We start from the raw sequence: 18,491 nt of genomic DNA, 5'->3' as shown, positions 1-18,491 counted from the left end.
GACAAGGGAGGGAGAACCATAATGAAAGCCTTCATAAAGGGGTTCTCCCGACTGACCGAAGCGATTGCCGGCGGGATGCTGGCGGCAATCTTCCTGATTTTCCTATTGCAAATACTCTTGCGCTACTTCTTTACCCCCGCCGGATGGACGCTTGAACTCATCGGCATTCTGTGGGTTTGGGTGATCTTCTTCAGTTGCGCTTTCATAGTGCGCGAACGGGATCACGTGAAGTTCGACATCATCTACCTTTCCGTGCCGATGCGCGTGCGGCAGGTCTTTGCGATGCTGGCGGCCGCAGCGATCGTGGTCGGTATGCTCTACAGCTTCCTTCCGACGTGGGACTACATCGATTGGATGAAAATCCGCAAGACATCGACTGTCCGCAATCCGTTTTCCGGCGAGAAGATACCTTTGCGCACAGTATTCTCGATTTACGCGGTATTCATGCTGGTCGTCGCAGCGCGCTACGCGTGGCTATTCTTCGACGTCATGCGCAATGGCCCCCCAAAGACAGAGTTGGAACTGGTTGTTGGGTACAACGTGGTTGACGACCATCCCCGTGTCGACGTCGAAGAGGACGAGGAAGTTAAGAAATGAGTTTTGAACTTCTTTCCTGCCTGCTCGCTCTCTTTCTTCTGGCAGGCATCGGGACACCTATCGGCTATTCCATCCTCTTGGCCTCATTGGTGTATCTGGGCACAGCCGGACTGGACGTAGCACTCGCAGGCGAGAAGATCCTGCAGGGCTTCTACAAAAGCACGATCCTGCTTGCCGTGCCTTTGTTCATCGTCGCCGCCAATATCATGAACGCGGGCTCGATCACGGACCGTCTGCTGAACTTCTGCGTCGCCGCTGTTGGTCGGTTCAAGGGCGGTCTCGGGCACGTCAACGTGGTAGCGTCTCTGATCTTTTCGGGTATGTCCGGCTCGGCCGTCGCGGATGCCGCGGGGATCGGTAAAATCATCATTGAGATGATGACCAAGGATGGCCGCTACAGCCGAGGTTACGCAGCCGCGATCACGGCGGCGTCGGCGACGATTGGCCCGATCATTCCGCCCTCGATCCCGATGGTTTTGTACGCGCTCGTTTCCAAGGCCTCTATCGGGTCGCTGTTCCTGGCCGGTATTCTTCCGGGCCTGATCATGGGCGTCGTCCTCATGGCGATGAACTATTATCTGGCCGGAAAGCGGAACTTTGCATTGGAAGAACCTGTTCCTCTGCGCGAATTGCCGGCTAAAACCGCCAACGCGTTTCCGGCACTGCTGATGCCCGCAATCCTGCTGTACGGTATATATGGCGGCGTCACCACTCCGACCGAAGCCGCCGCAGTTGCTGCATTCTACGCTCTGCTACTGGCAGCGTTGTTCTACCGCGCGCTGACCTTCCGTGGCCTTTATCAAGTGTTCGTCGACAGCGCGCGCTCCTCCGCCGCCGTCGGGGTGGTCATTGGTGGCGCGTTCATTCTGAACTTCATCGTCATTCAGGAACAGATTCCACAGTCGATCTCGGCACTGCTGGAGGGTTCGGATGTTAGCCCGATTGTATTCCTGATCCTCGTAAACCTGCTGATCCTCGCGCTGGGATGCGTGTTAGACGCAACAACGATCATCCTGGTGATCGTGCCCCTGTTCATTCCAACCTGCGAAGCGCTCGGGATTGATCTGGTGCATTTCGGAGTGCTGGTCGTCGTGAACTCAATGATCGGTTTGATCACGCCGCCCTATGGCATTCTACTCTTTGTGATCAACGCCGTGACGGACATTCCGCTGCGCGAAATCATCTCCGAAATCTGGGCCTTCCTCGCGGTTCTCATCTTCGCCTTGGTGATAATGATGCTGATGCCGGATCTGGTCCTGTGGTTGCCGCGTATGTTTGGATATCAGGGATAATGTGCCTGTCGGTTTCGACAACGTCGATCCCCGGTGATCTGGCTGAAAAGCTGAGTGCTATCGCTGACGCGGGATTCGGGGGTGTCGAATTACACGAACCGGATTTGACCGCTTTTGACGGACCGCCATCGCAAGTCCGCAAGATTGCATCGGACCTCGGCCTGAAGATATGCCTGTTACAACCCTTCCATAATCTTGAAGGCGAGCCCGAAGCCGGACGTGAGCGCGCCTTTGATCGACTGAAGCGCAAACTCGACCTGATGAGCGAGCTGGGAACGGAATTGCTGCTTATCGGGTCTGCCTTCGAGGTCGATGTCGCTGCGACCGAAGAACAGGTAATCGCAGATCTTGGCGAGGCGGCCCAAATCGCTAAAGAAATGGGGATGCGTCTGGCCTATATGGGCTTGCCATGGTCGGATCTTATTCACTCGGATGAACAGGCGTTAGGCGTCGTTGATGCTGTCGACAGCCCTAATCTGGGGTTGGCTTTGAATTCCTTCTTCTCGCTTGCCGACGGATCCAAACCAGCCCGCCTTCGGGACATTCCCGGAGAGCGGCTGTTCCATGTGCAACTGTCCGATGCACCCCGGCTTGAGATGGATATACGTCGGCTCAAGCGGCACTTTGGGCTTCTGCCGGGGCTTGGGTCGCTGAACCTTGCGGGCTTCGTTCGCGTGTTGTCCCGCGCCGGATACAAAGGGCCTTGGTCGGTTGCACGCGTCAACGAAGCAGCTCCTCAACCCGGTGGCCGAACACTGGCCCGAGACGGCTACAGGTCGCTGGTGAACCTCCTGGATGAGGTATCCCGGACCGAGCCGGGAACCGATTTCGGCATCCCGGACCTGCCGGAACGCGTCTATGCGTCAGGCTTCGAATTCGTCGAATTTACAGCCGACGAAACAAGCGGCGCGCAGCTGGCAGATATGTTGTCAGCAATGTGTTTTCGAATGGAGCGAAAACACGTATCCAAGTCCGTCGAGCTGTGGCGGCAGGGCGCGATAAACATCGTTGTGAATACCGAAAAGGAAGGATTTGCCCATTCGGCGTTCCTGGGTCACGGCCCCTCCGTTTGTGACATGGGGTTGCGTGTCAAAGATGCGGATCAGACGGTTCAGCGGGCGACCGCGTTGGGCGCGCCGAATTTCTCACAACCGGTGGGAACAGGGGAACTGGATATCCCGGCCATTCGGGGCGTTGGTGGCAACGTCGTTCATTTCATCGATGAGAAATCCGATCTCCATCGGGTATGGGACATTGAGTTCGAGCCGGTTGCGAAAACCAAAGCCACCCAACCTGCCGGTCTGCGTCGTATCGACCATCTGGCCCAGACGATGCGTCACGATGAGATGCAAAGCTGGCTACTCTACTACATTTCGACTTTCGAGATGGCAAAATCCCCTATCGTGAACGTCGCCGACCCGTCTGGTGTCGTGCAAAGCCAGGCTATCGAAAGTCCCGAAGGCGAAGTGCGCTTAAACCTGAATGGGGCAGTTGGGCGTCGAACACTGGCGGCGTCATTCCTTGAAGATGGCTTTGGGGCTGGTGTTCAGCACATTGCCTTCCAGTCGGATGATATTTTTGAAACTTCAGCCCAGTTGCTCAAGTCTGGCTTTCCCAGCCTGTCCATCCCGGAGAACTACTACGCTGATCTGCAAGCGACATTCGGATTGGATGACGATTTGGTCGCCCAATTGCGCAGGGGGAACATTCTCTACGATCGGGCGGCGGGTGCAGAGTATTTTCAGATATACAGCCGCCCCATCTTTAACGGCTTCTTCTTCGAAATTGTTGAACGCCGTATGGGCTATGCCGGTTATGGCGCGCGCAATGCACCCATTCGCCTTGCTGCGCAAAGCAAAACCCAGCCGGTGAAAGAGGTGCAGACGCAATGACCGCGCAGACGACAGACGATGAGCGCGCCGTTCGCCAATGGTGGCGTACCTCCATCATCGACATGAAACCCGGACAGATCTCTTTTCGTGGCAACGCCATAGAGGACCTGATCGGAAACGTATCTTTCCCGCAGATGATCTGGCTTATGGTGCGGGGCGATCTACCCAGCGACGCGCAAGCGCGCCTGTTCGAAGCCGCTTTGGTCGCAGGCGTGGATCACGGCCCACAGGCTCCCTCAATCGCGGCTGCGCGTATGGCCGCCACCTGCGGGGTAGGTCTCAATAACGCGATGGCGACTGCGGTGAACATGCTGGGCGACGTGCACGGCGGGGCAGGAGAGCAGTGTGCAGAGCTGTACTATGATATCGCAGCTCGCATGGATTGCGGAGCATCGTTGAATGACGCAGTGAAGGACGGTCTGGACAGCTGGCGCGAGACCTATGGCAAGATCGTCTCGGGCTTCGGTCACAGGTTTCACAAACCTGTCGATCCACGCGCACCCCGATTGATGCAACTTGTTCGAGATGCGGCGGCAGAAGGCACAGTTTCTGGCCGGTTTGCCGATATCGGAGAAGAGGTTCAAGCCGAACTCGGTCGTCAACGAGGCGGTCGGCCAATTGCCATGAATATTGACGGCGCGACAGCTGTGATCTTTTGCGAACTTGGCTTTCCTGCGCCCTTGTCGCGAGGGCTGTTCTGCCTGTCCCGCTCGGTCGGAATACTCGCCCACGCTTGGGAACAGATGAACCAGGGTGGCCGCAACAAAGGGCCGATGCCCCCTAATTACTTACCCCTCTACGAAGACAGGAATGATGACACGTGAGACATCGAAATCCTTCCGGGTCGGCCTTATCGGCTGTGGTCGTATCAGCGATATTTATCTAAAAACACTATCCAAATTCTCAAACGTTGAGGTCGTGGCTTGTGCAAGCCTTGACCCTTCGGAAAGCCGCACCAAGGCAGATCAATACGGTATCGCCAAGGCCTGTGCGCCAGATGGGGTGTTTGACGATCCGACGATTGACTGCGTTCTGAATCTGACAATTCCGGCGGCGCATGCCGAAATCAGCCTGCGTGCGTTGGAGGCGGGCAAGCACGTCTATTCCGAGAAGCCGCTGGTTATGGATCGAACGGATGGTAAGACGATTCTGCACATGGCCTCTGAAAAGGGGCTACTGGTCGGTTGCGCACCCGACACATTTCTGGGCGGTCGTTGGCAAACCGTTCGGCGCTTGATCGATGAGGGTGCCATTGGCAAACCGACAGGGGTTTTTGCCCATGTCGGTACCCACGGGACGGAACGCCACCATCCCAACCCGGATTTCTACTACCAGGCCGGTGGCGGGCCCTTGCTGGACCTTGGGCCATATTACCTGACCGCCATGGTTTGCTGCCTTGGTCCGGTTGACCGGGTCGCCGGAATGGCTCGGCGCACGTTCGACAAAAGGATGATCGAAAACGGCCCTCGCAACGGTGAATGGATGGATGTCGAGGTCGACACGCATTCCCTAAGCCTGCTGCAGTTCTCTTCCGGGGCTATAGGGTCGATGACCATGAGCTTTGACGTCTGGGATAGCGAAACGCCGCGGTTCGAGATCTACGGTGAAAAAGGCACCATCAGCATCCCAGACCCTGACCCGGTACATGGTGCCAACATCTTTCAGGGGGATGTCTGGCTGAAAACGCGGGAGACCTCGCGCTGGTCTCATCAGCCGCGCCCATCCGGTCGCGAAGGCTGGCAGGTGGTCGTCAACAAACACGGGTTCAATGAGGACAGCCGTGGTCTCGGCCTTTTGGATCTGGCTCTGGCGGCGCAAGAAGGACGCCAACCCCGTGCAAGTGGAGCGCTCGCCTACCACGTTTTCGAGGTCATGGACGCGATCGAACGGGCACCAAAATTTGGCGCCTATCAGACGATAGAAAGCCGTTGCGCGGCTCCGGAGCCTTTGCCGGTCGATTTCCCTAACGATGAGAGGAAGGAATTGGTTCATGCCGATTGAGACACTCGACTTTGCTCAACCATTCTTTCGCGTCCAGCACACAACTGACGAGCGCAGGATTTCTATCGAGGGTCGCGCCATCGTTCTTAACCTTGGGGGGCGAAATCTCTCTGTCGAGGATCAGACCATTGCACCGCTTTCCTCTGTGATCGTGCAAGACAGCACGCTTAGCGGCGTGGAACGTGCAGTCATTGTCCACGATTTCGACGCCCATGCCGATGACAACGAGTTGTTCGCATGGGTGAAAGATACATGGCCATCTGCTTTTGATGTTCGCCAAGAGGAGCGTTTACGCGGTGTCAGCCACTACATGTCGCCAAAGGTCTTTGTGGGTAACGTTGGGCTGACCATGTACCATTCCGGCTCGGTGCCGCTGAATGTCGGATTGCACAAGGATCATCCGTTCTGCCCGGTACCGGGGTTTCGCGAAGTGCATACACAAATCGTAGGCTTTGGGAAAATGCAGCAATGCCGTGAGCGGGATGTTGAATCCCTTTACCTCGAAGAATTCATGGCCCCCGGCACGACGCACAAACCGATGTATGACGCCGAAGGCAACTATCCCTGGCATCAGTACGAGACGATTACCCCCAGCATTTTCATGGCGGTGGAAATGCTGCCGGAAGGCGTACGGGTCCCGGAAATGGAGATTTAGAATGGCTGAGAGACTTTTCTCCGAAGACCTGAACTTTGACGGACCTTTCCCCCGATTGTCTCGCCGTTTGCGGCTGGGTGTTGTGGGCGGCGGACGTATCTCTGTCACGCAGGCAACGGCCGCGCGGATGACCGACCGGTGGGAGGTCGTCGCAGGAGCGCTCAGTTCTGACGCCATGCGAAGCAAGGTGCGCGGGGCCGAGTGGTTCCTGCCGGCCGACCGGTGCTATGCGTCCTTCGACGAGATGGCAAAGGCCGAGGCGGCACGCCCGGATGGCGTAGATGCCGTCATGATCACCACCCCGAACCACGTTCATTTCGAAGCGGCCAAAGCCTTTCTGGAGGCGGGCATTGACGTGCTGTGCGATAAGCCCTTGACCAACGAAGTCGCGGAGGCCGAAGGGATTGAGGAGATTACCGCGCGCACGGGACACATCTTTGCTGTCGGCTATGCGATGTCATGTTTTCCAGTAATCCGTCAGGCCAAACAAATCGTGGCGGAAGGCGGCATCGGTAAAATCAACCAAATCCACGTCGAGTTCATGCAAGACTGGATGACGCCCGATGATGTGGCTGATGCGCCCCACGTCAAATGGCGGCTGGACCCAAAGATTTCTGGTCCGACCAGCTGTGTCGGCGATATCGGCACCCATGCCGCGCATCTCGCCAGTTTTGTCTCGGGCCTGCCCTTGACCGACCTACGGGCTGAATTTCATGTCTGCGGCGCGCCAAAGCCTTTGGAAGACACAGCATTCATGTTCACCCGCTATCAAAACGAGGTTCCGGGAACCCTGATGGCGACACGCCTTGCCCCCGGAAATCGGGGAGGGTTGCGGTTGCGCATATTCGGGAACGAAGGAGGTCTCGAGTGGGACCTGGAGAATTCGGAACAGCTGAAGTTCAATCGGTTCGGTGAGCCGGATCGCATCATCAGCCGAGGTCACGGGCATGGCATCGGCCCCGGCGCAGAACGTCTAATCCGGACCGCGCGCGGCTTCCCAGAAGGGATTATCGAAGCCTGGGCCAACCTCTATACGGAATTTGCTATGGCCGTAGCTGCGCGTCGGGATGGCGTTACCGTTCCGGATGATTGGCTTACTTATCCCAGTGTCGAACAAGGTGCAGATGGCGTCCGGTTTATTGAAGCCTCCGTGCGCTCTCACCAGTCCGGAGGTGACTGGGTCACTCTCTAAGGCTCTGCCAACAAGAATGTAAAACACGCCCGGGCAGTTGCCCGGGCGCTTTCATTTCCTGCTCAGTATTAAAAGTTGATATTTTAAAAAATATCAGATATTTTTTACTACGTGTGATGAATTTGAGATTCGCAGACACGTGGAGCTGTCGTTCATGGTGAAACCCAAAGAGGCTGGCGCAAGCCCCTCTCTCTATTCCTTGGCGCATCTGACGCTGATTGGCTGTACGCCGCCCGAGCTGGTCTATATCGCCGCGCGGGCCGGTTACGATGCCGTCAGCCCCAGATTCATTCCGATGCATGTGCCCGGTGAATTCACTCAATCTCCAATCGACAAGGCACAGGTGCATGCCATCAAAACTGCTCTCTCTACCACTGGCTTGAAAGTCCTCGATGTCGAGCTTGCGCGCATTACCGAAGATGTCGATCCGCGCAGTTTCGAGCCGTCGCTGGAGATCGGCGGGGAACTGGGCGCCAAGCGTATGATCATGAGCGCGTGGACCAACACCCGCGATGATCGTGACTTCCTGATCGACGTCTATTCTGAGACCTGCGAACTGGCGGCACCCTACGGGCTAACAGTGGACCTGGAGTTCCCAAGCTTTTCCCGCCTTCGTACTCTGGATGAGGCGCTTGACATTGTCCGCGCCTCCGATCAGCCGAATGGCGGTATTCTGGTTGATACGCTTTATCTGCATCTCAGCCGCGTGGATTTGGGAGAGTTGCTACACGTCCCCTCGGACCTGTTTCACTTCCTGCATATCTCTGATTGCCTGCCCGGCATCGCCGATACGCGTGAGGGCATGATCCAACTGGCCCGCGATGCGCGGCTATATCCCGGTGAGGGATGGATCGATTTCACCGGCATCATCGAACGGATGCCGCCCGTCGACTACTCCATTGAATTACCCAACCAAAGCCGCGTTGCCGAGTTGGGATATGAAGAACACGCGCGTCGCTGTCTCAGCCAAGCCAAGCGAACATTCGGCGAGGCGCGGTCACAGCGTCGTATGCCCGATGCTACAATTCCAAAACACCAAGAGGATCATCATGGGCAAAGAGCTCACTGAAAACGACCGCAACATGGCGGCAGATATGCTGGCACGCGCCCGCGCTGCCATGGCCGAGATCGAGGATTGGGATCAGGACAGGCTGGACCGCCTGTCTCAGGCCATTGCGTGGTACGCAGGGAACGAGAAAACCTTCACCCGGCTGGCCCAGCAAGGCGTGGACGAGAGCGGTATCGGAGATCGCGAAGGCCGCCCAGCGAAGCGCTTCAAGATTCACATGGTGCTGCGAGATGTCTTGCGCACACCCTCGACCGGCATCGTCGAGGTTGATGAGGAAAAAGGTCTGGTGAAATATGCCAAACCTGCTGGCGTCATCGCATCCCTGATCCCAATGACTAACCCAGCGATGACACCACCGGTGACCGGCGTTTCCGCTGCCAACGCCCGGAATGCCGTCATCTTCAGCCCGCATCCGCGAACCGCCCATACCACCTTTGAGATGGTCGAGGTCATGCGCGCAGCTTGTCGTGCTGCCGGTGCCCCCGAGGACTTGTTTCAGTCCATTCGCAAACCGTCGATCCCATTGACGCAACATCTGATGGAGATCTGTGATCTGACGCTGGCGACGGGCGGCAAGCCGATGGTCAAAGCGGCCTACAGTTCTGGGCGCCCGGCCTATGGTGTCGGCGAGGGCAATTCGTCCATCGTCATCGATGAAACCGCCGATCTGGACATCGCCGCGCAGAACACTCGCATTTCAAAGACCTCCGACTTTGGGTCGGGCTGCTCGGCCGACGGCAACATCATCATCCAGCGCTCAGTTTACGACGATATGGTCAAGGCGCTTCAAGCCGAGGGCGGCTACCTGTGTTCGGATGAAGAGAAGGCCATGCTCGAAGCGGCCATGTGGGATGAAAAGGGAAACCGTACGTTTCCAACCATCGCCTGTCCGCCGCAGCAAACGGCCAAGGTCGCCGGTTTTAACATCCCCGAAGATCGAAAGTTTTTGATGGTTGAAAACCAGGGGCAAATCGGCCCGCAGCACAAGTTCTCCAAGGAAAAACTGACCACTCTGATGGCGCTTTATCACTTCGACACGTTCGATGACGCGCTGGAAACGGTCAGCCAGATCTACAACACCGGGGGCAAGGGTCATTCCTGCGGTATCTACAGCCACAATGACGATCACATCGACCGGTTGGCGCGTCTGGCTCCGGTCAGCCGCATGATGGTTCGACAGCCTCAGTCCAAGGCCAATGCGGGTGCCTGGACCAATGGTATGCCTATGACCAGCAGCCTGGGCTGCGGCATCTGGGGCGGCAACATCACCAACGAAAACGTCACCATGAAACACATGATGAACTACACCTGGGTCAGTCGTCCGATCCCTGAGGATCGCCCCTCGGAGCCGGACTTGTTCGGTGAGTTCTACGGACAGGAGGTCGCGTGATGGACGCAAGCAAACTGGAGGGTAAAACCGTCGCCGAACACATCGTTGATTTCTTGGAACGTCGTGAGGTCAAACATGTGTTCGGCCTGTGCGGCCACACGAACATCGCGGTTCTGGCTGCTTTGGCCGAAAGTCCAATTGATTTCGTCACAGTACGACACGAACAAATCGCCAGCCACGCGGCGGACGCATATGCCCGCGTGACGGGCAAGGCCTCGGTGGTGCTGTCCCACCTCTCCCCGGGACTGACCAATTGCGCCACCGGGGTCGCCAACGCGGCCTTGGACTGTATCCCTATGGTCGTGATTGCGGGCGATATTCCTACGCATTACTACGGCAAGCATCCGCATCAGGAAGTGAACCTGCACGCAGACGCGGCCCAATGGGAGATTTATCGCCCCTTCGTCAAACGTGCGTGGCGGGTGGATCGCGCCGACCTGATGGCCGAAATCTTGGAAAAGGCGTTCCATCTGGCTGAAAGCGGTCAGCCCGGGCCGGTGCTGGTCAATGTGCCGATGGACATCTTCTCCGAGGTGATCCCCTCGGACAGCTTCGACCGTATCCGCGATAACACGCGCGCGCTCAAGAAACCGTCGATTGAGGATGAAACAGCGCGAGAGATTGCCGAAGCGCTGGCGAAGGCCGAAAACCCGGTTGCCTATGTCGGCGGCGGTATCCTGTTGGCGCAGGCCTGTGAGGAGTTGCGCGAGTTTGTTGAACATATGGGTCTGCCCGTCGCGCATTCCCTGATGGGCAAGGGCGCGCTGCGGGACGACCATCCGCTCGTGCTGGGAATGACCGGGTTTTGGGGCACCGAGCTGGTCAACCAGTCTTGCCTGAACGCGGACTACATCTTTGCCGTGGGCACACGGTTCAAAGAGGCCGATTGCTCCAGCTGGTATCCTGGCTACACGTTCAACATTCCCGGCTCAAAAGTCATTCATATCGACATCGAACCGCAGGAGATCGGCCGGAATTATCCCACCGAGATCGGTGTGGTCGCGGACGCCAAGGCCGCCTTGCGCGTCCTCAACCGGGTCGCCCGCGAGATGTATCCGGACGGCTTCAAACGCCCCGCGCTGGAACAGAAGATCGCCGACTTCCGAACGGATTTCAAAGCGCGCAACGTGGAAATGGCGACCTCATCGGCCTTTCCGATGATGCCCGAGCGCATTCTGGCAGATACCCGCAAGGCACTGCCTGAGGATGCCATCATCACTACGGACGTTGGCTGGAACAAGAACGGTGTTGGGCAACAGTTCGATATCCTGACACCCGGTTCGATCCTGACTCCGGGCGGGTTCGCGACTATGGGGTTTGGCCCTCCGGGCGCGATCGGTGCGAAACTGGCGGCACCTGATCGCGTTGTCCTCAGTCTGGTCGGTGATGGTGGCTTTGGTCAAAATCCGTCGATGCTCGCGACGGCCGTCGAACTTGATCTGGGCATCATCTGGCTGGTCATGAACAACAACGCCTTCGGAACTATAGCGGGTTTGCAAAAGGCGCATTACGGCCTGACCTATGGAACAACGTTCCCCGGATCAGCCGCAGCTCCCGCGAACGGGCCGGGTTATGCTGACATTGCAAGAGCTTATGGCGCGGAAGGGCACAGGCTCAGCGCTGCTGACGAGTTGTTGCCCGCATTAGAAGCTGCAATTGCCAGCGGCAAACCTACTGTCCTTGATGTCCCAATGATCAACAACCCGACGCCAACGACCGGTCATTGGAACATCCTGGACATTTATTCGCCGGACAAGGATGTTTCTCACGTCGCCACCTGACGACACTGAGCGCGGTAAGCCGCGCCAGTTTTTTTTCTTTCAATAGGCCCAAGTCAGCCAAACCTTCTGAGAGCGTGCAGTGCCTCAAGAAGATCTAACTGGGTTTACAGCCCTAACAGCTCTCGATCTGAGTCGCGTGAGATAAGTTCGTGCAGAAGCTTGAGCAACCGATCAGCTTTGTCTCTCTCAATTTCCTCGAGAAGCTTCAAAACAGCAGCGCCATAGATAATCTTTTTGCGCGTTTCATCGCGACGCCGTTGTTTGCTCGCCCGGGCCTGAAGGTCACTATATTGAACGCAGTCAAAGCGACAAAGGATACCACATCGTATTCCAAGGTAACCGCTCGTTCGTGGGTACCTCTTCACTTCGCGCTCTCAAACGCGACAACAAACCATTCGGGTTTTGCGCTTCAAAGATAGCCACTAGTTTACGACCGCCCTTTTCAGGTCGAACTTTGGCATATCTTGTCGCATCCAAGAAAACGTCAGGATCACGCCGCTGCTCAGAGGACTTTCCGTGGGTAAAATCGAAATTTGGTATAATATCAGACATTTGCCGCACACTCTTTTGTTCTAGTTCGCATTTAGTCCGTGAGCACGGCTGCCAAGTTTGGTTTTCCAAGCGCTTTCGCGGTTAATGATTTCAGAAGCAGACATGTCTGGAGAAGCAATTTCTAGGATAGAGATCGCGTAATTGGTTCTTTTTCTTACCAGTAGCAACTTGTTTCCCCCATGACCGTTGACGGCGTATGATGTCCACCTTCCCATGAAACCACCATCACCATATGCGGAACCCACATACTGTTCTCCAGTTTCGGGACAGACGAGGAGGTATACCCCGTTCACTGACGCCAAAGCGTTTTGCCAACTAGATGGAAGCGCTAGCAGCTCCTCGACAGTTGAGGTGAACTCTCCGAAACCAGGGAACGCTTCATCTTCAGCAGTCGCTCGCAGCTCGACTATGGGTTTTGGTCTTCGTTCGGCCCATTGGGACCAGCTTCTGGTGGCTGCGCCCCAATCAATAATAAGACGCCCGACCAAGTCCTCGACGACATCAATGCGCGCCAAGTCATACCGCCGATGGTCCAAATCCTGGCCATAGTCTTCCTCGAAAGGCGTCCAAAGGGATGGATTTCTTTCTGGGTTATCGCTTGCTGTCCAGCTATCGACGACATAGTGGGCGCCTACGAAAAGTGCGCCAGTCGATCCTTGAGGGACAAATTGAACGGCTATTTCCGCTCCATTGTAGGGGGATAAGCTATCATCTCTCTGATAACTAACAAAATGATCGAAATTGGCCGAACCACGACGCCAAGCAGCTAAGGCCCTATAATCGTGTCGGACATACCTGGTGCGCGACAGTACAAAGCCCCGTTTGCTCAAGAGTTCATTGAGAGTGAAATCATAGGGTTTCATGTGTCCAATTTCCGTGATGCCATTTGTTGTTGCTTTTAGGTTTGGGAACCAGCGTCGACACCCTTTCTGCTGTCCTGAGGCTTGGATTTGTTTCGCAGCTGATTTTACACGCGTGAATTTTTTCCATTGTCAATAAACGGGGTCAGCGGCATCAATATCTGACTTCATCGTGGAAATTGCTTTCACTACGGAATTTGAAGAAACCAAAGCCGCCAATCGATCAGAGGCGTCCAGCAACTCCGGTACTTTCACTTCCAGTCCATTTGATCTTGCGTCGTTCGCCACTTGGCGAATTGCATACAATCTCAGAAGCGCCATTGCTGTTTCAGCAACGTTGCAGTGGACGTCAAAGGGGTCTTCGCCAGCTCCTACCGCGTCATCTACGATCTTATAAACGGCGTGTGCAATCGGTTGTTTTATTGGGTAAAAATTCTCTCTCACCTTAAAGCCTCCTTACTAGGTATAACTAACTGCCTTGGCAGCGAGGAACTGCTTTGGCTTGCCTGGTTTGAATTTGGGGGGCCAAGCTTCCGAGACGAAGTTGTTTTCGGCCAAAGTCTTTCGCCATTTTGCCAAATGTCCTGCGTGTCGGCAGTTGATAGAAACGAACAAGAAATTGGCGTCTCAAAGCTATCGTTTGCCACCGTGACAAGAGATCCTATAGCGGTCCTGCCGAATTGTTTGTGTGGATGTTCGCTAACGAGGGGGTACACGGTTGGATCTAAGGGGTGAGCCCGCTGCCAAGTCTTAATCTATTGGCTTGTTGGCTCACCTCGCTTTCGGAGATACTGTAAGCGATATATTGCGTACACTAGATTTGCGAGGCTGTTAAAATTTTTCCCGTACAGGGGTTTTTGTCTGAGGGGGCAGTGGCACCCCCCCCCAAAAAAACTATTTCACTACCCTGTACCCCCTAAAAACGGGGTGTTTGGTGGATTTTAGGGATTGGTGGTATGTGTTTATTTGTCCGGTGCGGGAATTATTGGAACATTCCCGTCAGGAAAGACCCTGTAGAAGTTTCTGCACTTTGGACACCTCGGCATTGTGTCTCTGTTTATTCGAACTAAGCGGAAAAACTTGCCCTGATCGACTTCACAACTGGGGCAATAAGGCAGCCCAACTGGCTGACCTTCAACCTCGTCATACTTGAAACCATTTATGTCGATCACAGACCCTTTGAACTCTAAGTCCTCTTCCAGTTTACGGATCTGTTCTTCACGATCTCTTATCTCTTGCTGTGCATCACTAAGCGCCATCTTGATGTCGCTAAGATCTGTGTATAGGTCCGCCATCCGGTTCTTGAGTTCACTCTTGTCGTAGGCGTGATTGGTATCTCGAATTGCTTTAATTATATCTAAGGAGCCAGAAAGTGCGGTTATGGTGGCTGGAATATCTACCAAGTCAAATCTCCATTTGTGTCTTAGCTTGATACTTAAACGGTTTGAGCCTGCGAGCAATGCATAGAAGCGGTTAACGGCAACCCCGATGCGCAGTTGAAAACCCCCTGTCCGGTACAGCCGCCGGGGACACCCATTTCACCCCCACACGGGGCGTTTTGCGGAGTGTTTAGTGGTTCAAATAGACGACCTTTTACAATGGGCGTCGCCCAAACTAATGGCTTGATCCCATATCTGCCGAACTATGGCCCACCTTTGCGACCTAAAATCAAAAGCAGCTTTTTGCGATAGATCATGTGGCGTAGGGAACGATCCGGCCGCTACAGATCATGTCGGCGATGTATGCGGGAGCGCTGTCGGGAATAAGGGATGACATCGGTGCCCATTCCTTGTTCCGGTGTTTCAGTCGCAATCCCTTCGTACGTTCAACAGGGGCGATCAGATCGCGATAGCGTCTGTTCTTGCAGTCATACTCTCTCTGGAAGACAAACTCACTGTCGCTCGTTCTGATCGTTTCCCAATATACGGTTCCTGGAACGCCTTCCGCTTTTCGAATGTAAAACTCGCTTCTTTCATCGTTCTTCGCAACCAACAACCAACCTGCTTCTTGCAAGTTTGTGCCAGTCCCCATCGTCGTAGTGTCACAGGCGGTCAGGGTGATGGCTGCTGCGCATACCAAGACAATCTTCTTTAGCATGGTGTCCAAACTCGAGTTTTCGTCGATTTATCTGCATTTATTGCCGAAGTGAACGGATTTATTGTGAGTTTTTGCCGACTTTGTGTGCGTTGTCGCCAATTTCAACGTTTCTACCGGGGGTTTTGACCTAAGATGCGTGGTTCGTTTATTCACTGTGGCGTTAAAACTGATGTGTTCCGTACCCAACAATTTAGTAGAGTTGTCAGGTAGTTGCTCGGTTCAATGTGATCCTAAGCCGTAAAGAGTATATCGAAATGTATACTGCCCACGTGTGCATGGGGTGATTTCTCAACAATACCAACAGGTAATAGGAAGGTTAATGGTAGCGGAGGAGGGACTTGAACCCCCGACACGCGGATTATGATTCCGCTGCTCTAACCAACTGAGCTACTCCGCCTTGAGTGAGAGGCGATGTAAGCGAGGGGCCGGGGAGGGTCAAGAGGGAAATCAACCTAACCAGGGATTTCTTTCACAGGCGCGGCGGTTGGTTCCTTCAGGGGTGTCTGCGGTGATTTGGTTTCCGCCACCATCCGGCGAATAAACGCGGCACAGATTTCCGGCTCGGTGATCAGGATCATGTGTCCCAACCCGTCCAGCTCTTCATAGCTTAGACCAAATTTGATCATCGGAGGGCCGTGAAGGGCAGGGGACAAGAGCGCGTCCTGGCGGCCATACAAGATACCGCCCGGCACGGATAGCTCGGGGTATCTGGACACCTGCGCGTCGCAACTTGCGTCCAGCCCGGCAACGTCTTGCGAGGCCGTAACAAACGCCGAGGGGCGCAACCCAAGCGCGCCGCCCGCACGATCCAGAAAGTCATCTGGTGCGGTTTCAGGGCCAAACGCTACGCCCAGGCTGTAGGGTGCAGTTTTCGCGGCCATAGGCACCGCAATCGTATTTGCAATCAGGCTGCGCAGCCATCCGGATCGGATATCGAGCGGCTTAAAGATCACCGGCGTTTCAGGCAGCCTGTGCGTCAGAGGCGCCAGCAATGCAAGACCTGATACGCGTTCGGGGTGGTCCAGTGCCAGCGCCAGTGACACTGCGCCGCCCAGTGAATGCCCGACCAGAACCGCTTGATCGACGCCTTTTATCTCCAGAAACTCGGCAATCATTGCGGCTTGTTGCGGCAATTGCCCCAGTTCTGCCGTGTCACGGGTAGAATATCCGCAGCCTGGCCGATCCAGCGCAATGACATGGTATTCTTCGGCCAGTTGATCGGCCAAGGCGTAGGTAAAATGCTGTAATTGCCCCGCCAGACCATGTATAAGGACCAGCGTTTGCGCGTCAGGATCACCCTTTTCAACATAATGGATACTGCCGCCCTGCACGGGCACGATCTGGCCCATTTGTGGTACGGTGCTCAGCCCCTGACGGGTCAACCGCCGGGTCCAAACGGCCATGGCCAGAAGAAAGACGATACAGGCTGCAATCAGGCTTAGAATAAGTGTCATCTAGCTGTCTCCTGTCCGACGGTAGTGTATTGTTCCAATCCCGACTGTGCCATACGCGCTTGATATTCACCAACAGTCCCGGGCCATAACGTCGTGTTCCTGCCGTCTTCGTCAATGTACCAGGATGTACACCCCCCCGTCTGCCAGACACTGTCGGCGTGACGGTCCTGCATCTCTTGGGTGAAACCCGCTTGTTTCTTTGCATCAGGTGTGATCGCGGCAATCCCTTTGCGCTGCATCTCGCTTAGGACGCGACCGATATGTCCAACCTGCGCCTCGATCATCAGCACGACCGAGTTGTGGCCAAGACCGGTATGCGGGCCCATAAGAATAAAGAAATTTGGAAAGCCCGCAATCGCTGTGCCCAGATTTGCATTCATGCCGTCAGCCCAGGCCGTTCGCAGTGTCAGGCCACCGGAACCTGTGATGTCCAATCGCTCGACAACATTGGTCACATGAAATCCGGTGCCCCAGATCAGGGCATCAGCTTGGACTTTGGTGCCGTCTGACGTGATGAGCGTATCCCTATCGATACGGGCAACGCCCTGTGGCACGACACTGACATTGTCGCGGGCCAGGGTTGGGTACCAGTCGTTCGAGCTAAGGATACGTTTGCAACCAATCTGATAGTCGGGTGTCAGAATGCGCCGTTCTTCGGGGTCGATTATCGCCCCCTCCAGCGATTTACGCCACATCTTAAGGGCAAAGTTCATCGCCCGTTCCTCGCCCCTGAACACCCGGTGTCGGAACTCGAAAAACATGAAAATCAGTTTGCGCCGGATACGCGGCAGTAAGGGAAGGTGGGCATATAGCTTGCGCACCCAGGGCGCAATTGGGCCGTCCGGGCGCGGCATGACATAAGGCGCACTGCGCTGAAAGATAGTCACGTGGCGGGCAAGTTTGGCAATCTCTGGCACGAACTGAACCGCCGACGCCCCGGTGCCCACAACGGCCACTCGTTTGCCGGTCAGATCAACGTCGTGATCCCATTGAGCCGAATGGAAGCATGGCCCAGGAAAACCGTCCGCGCCGGGAAGATCGGGAATGCTGGGGTGATGCAACGCCCCAATGGCCGAGACCAGAAACCGCGCCGACCAACTTTGCCCGTCCATGGTTTCCACTTGCCAGCGCGCGCCGTCCCACTTGGCCGCTTTCAGTTCCTGGCCGAAATGGCAGAGGTCATACAATCCCTCGTGCTGCGCGACGCCCTTCAGGTAAGCCTGAATTTCAGCGCCTCCGGCATAAGCGCGGCTCCAATGGGGATTAGGGTGGGTCGCCATAGAATATAGATGTGAAGGCACATCGCAGGCCACGCCGGGATATGTGTTTTCGCGCCACGTGCCGCCGATATCATCTGCCTTTTCCAGAATCGCAAGATCGGAGAGCCCACGTTTGCGCGCCTCAAGCGCCATGGTCAGCCCTGAAAACCCGGCGCCAATGATGAGCATCTCTGTTTTGTGGTGCATTTCTGCGCCCCTCCTGAAACAACCATACGGGTACGTGTTGCAGATGTATGCACCTGATTGACAGTGAAGCAGGTTACTTAACGAAAGGTAACCAAGGGTTCATTTGCGCAGTGCAAGCGCGAAAATCCCGCGATGTGGCCCGTGTCGCTTCCTGCAAGCACATATCGCAATCAGAGAGGTGATCGCTCCGCGA

General features: G+C 55.6%; 16 protein-coding genes and 1 tRNA gene. 10 read left to right on the top strand and 7 right to left on the bottom strand.

Features of this window, described 5'->3' with window-relative positions; all coding sequences use genetic code 11:
* The first annotated feature begins 21 nt into the window (after positions 1-21).
* The 10 genes from I9187_RS10580 to I9187_RS10535 all read left to right on the top strand — a co-directional run bounded on the left by I9187_RS10580 (position 22) and on the right by I9187_RS10535 (position 11,869).
* On the top strand, positions 22-597 hold the full coding sequence (locus tag I9187_RS10580) for a TRAP transporter small permease subunit (protein ID WP_170460347.1): 576 nt from the start codon (positions 22-24) through the stop codon (positions 595-597).
* Positions 594-1,889: a TRAP transporter large permease gene (locus I9187_RS10575; RefSeq protein WP_170328647.1), complete on the top strand. Its 1,296-nt coding sequence runs from the start codon at positions 594-596 to the stop codon at positions 1,887-1,889. The genes I9187_RS10580 and I9187_RS10575 overlap by 4 nt, the downstream gene beginning before the upstream one ends.
* On the top strand, positions 1,889-3,781 hold the full coding sequence (locus tag I9187_RS10570) for a sugar phosphate isomerase/epimerase and 4-hydroxyphenylpyruvate domain-containing protein (protein WP_209940184.1): 1,893 nt from the start codon (positions 1,889-1,891) through the stop codon (positions 3,779-3,781). The genes I9187_RS10575 and I9187_RS10570 overlap by 1 nt, the downstream gene beginning before the upstream one ends.
* Complete coding sequence (locus I9187_RS10565; RefSeq protein WP_170353336.1) at positions 3,778-4,605, top strand: citryl-CoA lyase; 828 nt, start codon at positions 3,778-3,780, stop codon at positions 4,603-4,605. Before I9187_RS10570 ends, I9187_RS10565 begins: the two co-directional genes overlap by 4 nt.
* Positions 4,595-5,782: a Gfo/Idh/MocA family oxidoreductase gene (locus I9187_RS10560; RefSeq protein ID WP_245223190.1), complete on the top strand. Its 1,188-nt coding sequence runs from the start codon at positions 4,595-4,597 to the stop codon at positions 5,780-5,782. The genes I9187_RS10565 and I9187_RS10560 overlap by 11 nt, the downstream gene beginning before the upstream one ends.
* On the top strand, positions 5,772-6,437 hold the full coding sequence (locus I9187_RS10555; RefSeq protein ID WP_170568794.1) for a hypothetical protein: 666 nt from the start codon (positions 5,772-5,774) through the stop codon (positions 6,435-6,437). The genes I9187_RS10560 and I9187_RS10555 overlap by 11 nt, the downstream gene beginning before the upstream one ends.
* Position 6,438: 1 nt before the next feature.
* The gene (locus tag I9187_RS10550) at positions 6,439-7,629 is read left to right on the top strand and encodes a Gfo/Idh/MocA family oxidoreductase (protein WP_170568795.1); all 1,191 of its coding nucleotides are present in this window, start codon (positions 6,439-6,441) and stop codon (positions 7,627-7,629) included.
* A 154-nt stretch (positions 7,630-7,783) separates the two neighbouring features.
* Positions 7,784-8,698, top strand: a complete 915-nt coding sequence (locus I9187_RS10545; protein ID WP_170568796.1) for a sugar phosphate isomerase/epimerase — start codon at positions 7,784-7,786, stop codon at positions 8,696-8,698.
* A complete protein-coding gene (locus I9187_RS10540) occupies positions 8,679-10,088 on the top strand; it encodes an aldehyde dehydrogenase family protein (RefSeq protein WP_209509503.1) in 1,410 nt (469 codons plus the stop codon). The genes I9187_RS10545 and I9187_RS10540 overlap by 20 nt, the downstream gene beginning before the upstream one ends.
* The gene (locus tag I9187_RS10535; RefSeq protein WP_170568798.1) at positions 10,088-11,869 is read left to right on the top strand and encodes a thiamine pyrophosphate-binding protein; all 1,782 of its coding nucleotides are present in this window, start codon (positions 10,088-10,090) and stop codon (positions 11,867-11,869) included. Before I9187_RS10540 ends, I9187_RS10535 begins: the two co-directional genes overlap by 1 nt.
* A gap of 572 nt (positions 11,870-12,441) precedes the next feature.
* On the opposite strand, the gene I9187_RS10530 is transcribed toward I9187_RS10535, so the two are convergent.
* The 7 genes from I9187_RS10530 to I9187_RS10500 all read right to left on the bottom strand — a co-directional run bounded on the left by I9187_RS10530 (position 12,442) and on the right by I9187_RS10500 (position 18,298).
* The gene (locus I9187_RS10530; protein ID WP_209940183.1) at positions 12,442-13,284 is read right to left on the bottom strand and encodes a GIY-YIG nuclease family protein; all 843 of its coding nucleotides are present in this window, start codon (positions 13,282-13,284) and stop codon (positions 12,442-12,444) included.
* A 129-nt stretch (positions 13,285-13,413) separates the two neighbouring features.
* The gene (locus tag I9187_RS10525; RefSeq protein WP_171676871.1) at positions 13,414-13,725 is read right to left on the bottom strand and encodes a hypothetical protein; all 312 of its coding nucleotides are present in this window, start codon (positions 13,723-13,725) and stop codon (positions 13,414-13,416) included.
* A 518-nt stretch (positions 13,726-14,243) separates the two neighbouring features.
* Positions 14,244-14,684: a hypothetical protein gene (locus I9187_RS10520; protein WP_209940182.1), complete on the bottom strand. Its 441-nt coding sequence runs from the start codon at positions 14,682-14,684 to the stop codon at positions 14,244-14,246.
* Positions 14,685-14,973: 289 nt separating this feature from the next.
* Positions 14,974-15,378, bottom strand: coding sequence for a hypothetical protein (locus tag I9187_RS10515; protein ID WP_209940181.1), 405 nt, complete (start codon positions 15,376-15,378; stop codon positions 14,974-14,976).
* 320 nt (positions 15,379-15,698) lie between these two features.
* A tRNA-Met gene (locus I9187_RS10510) sits at positions 15,699-15,775 on the bottom strand.
* Positions 15,776-15,830: 55 nt separating this feature from the next.
* Positions 15,831-16,832 carry an alpha/beta hydrolase gene (locus tag I9187_RS10505; protein WP_171175917.1) on the bottom strand — a complete coding sequence of 334 codons (1,002 nt, stop codon included), beginning with the start codon at positions 16,830-16,832 and terminating at the stop codon, positions 15,831-15,833.
* On the bottom strand, positions 16,829-18,298 hold the full coding sequence (locus tag I9187_RS10500) for an NAD(P)/FAD-dependent oxidoreductase (protein ID WP_209940180.1): 1,470 nt from the start codon (positions 18,296-18,298) through the stop codon (positions 16,829-16,831). Before I9187_RS10500 ends, I9187_RS10505 begins: the two co-directional genes overlap by 4 nt.
* Between the last annotated feature and the right edge of the window lie 193 nt (positions 18,299-18,491).

Origin of the sequence: Ruegeria sp. HKCCE4148, from assembly GCF_017872495.1 — a bacterium.
Classification (GTDB): Bacteria; Pseudomonadota; Alphaproteobacteria; order Rhodobacterales; family Rhodobacteraceae; genus Ruegeria.
This window is presented reverse-complemented; position numbering and strand designations above follow the sequence as displayed.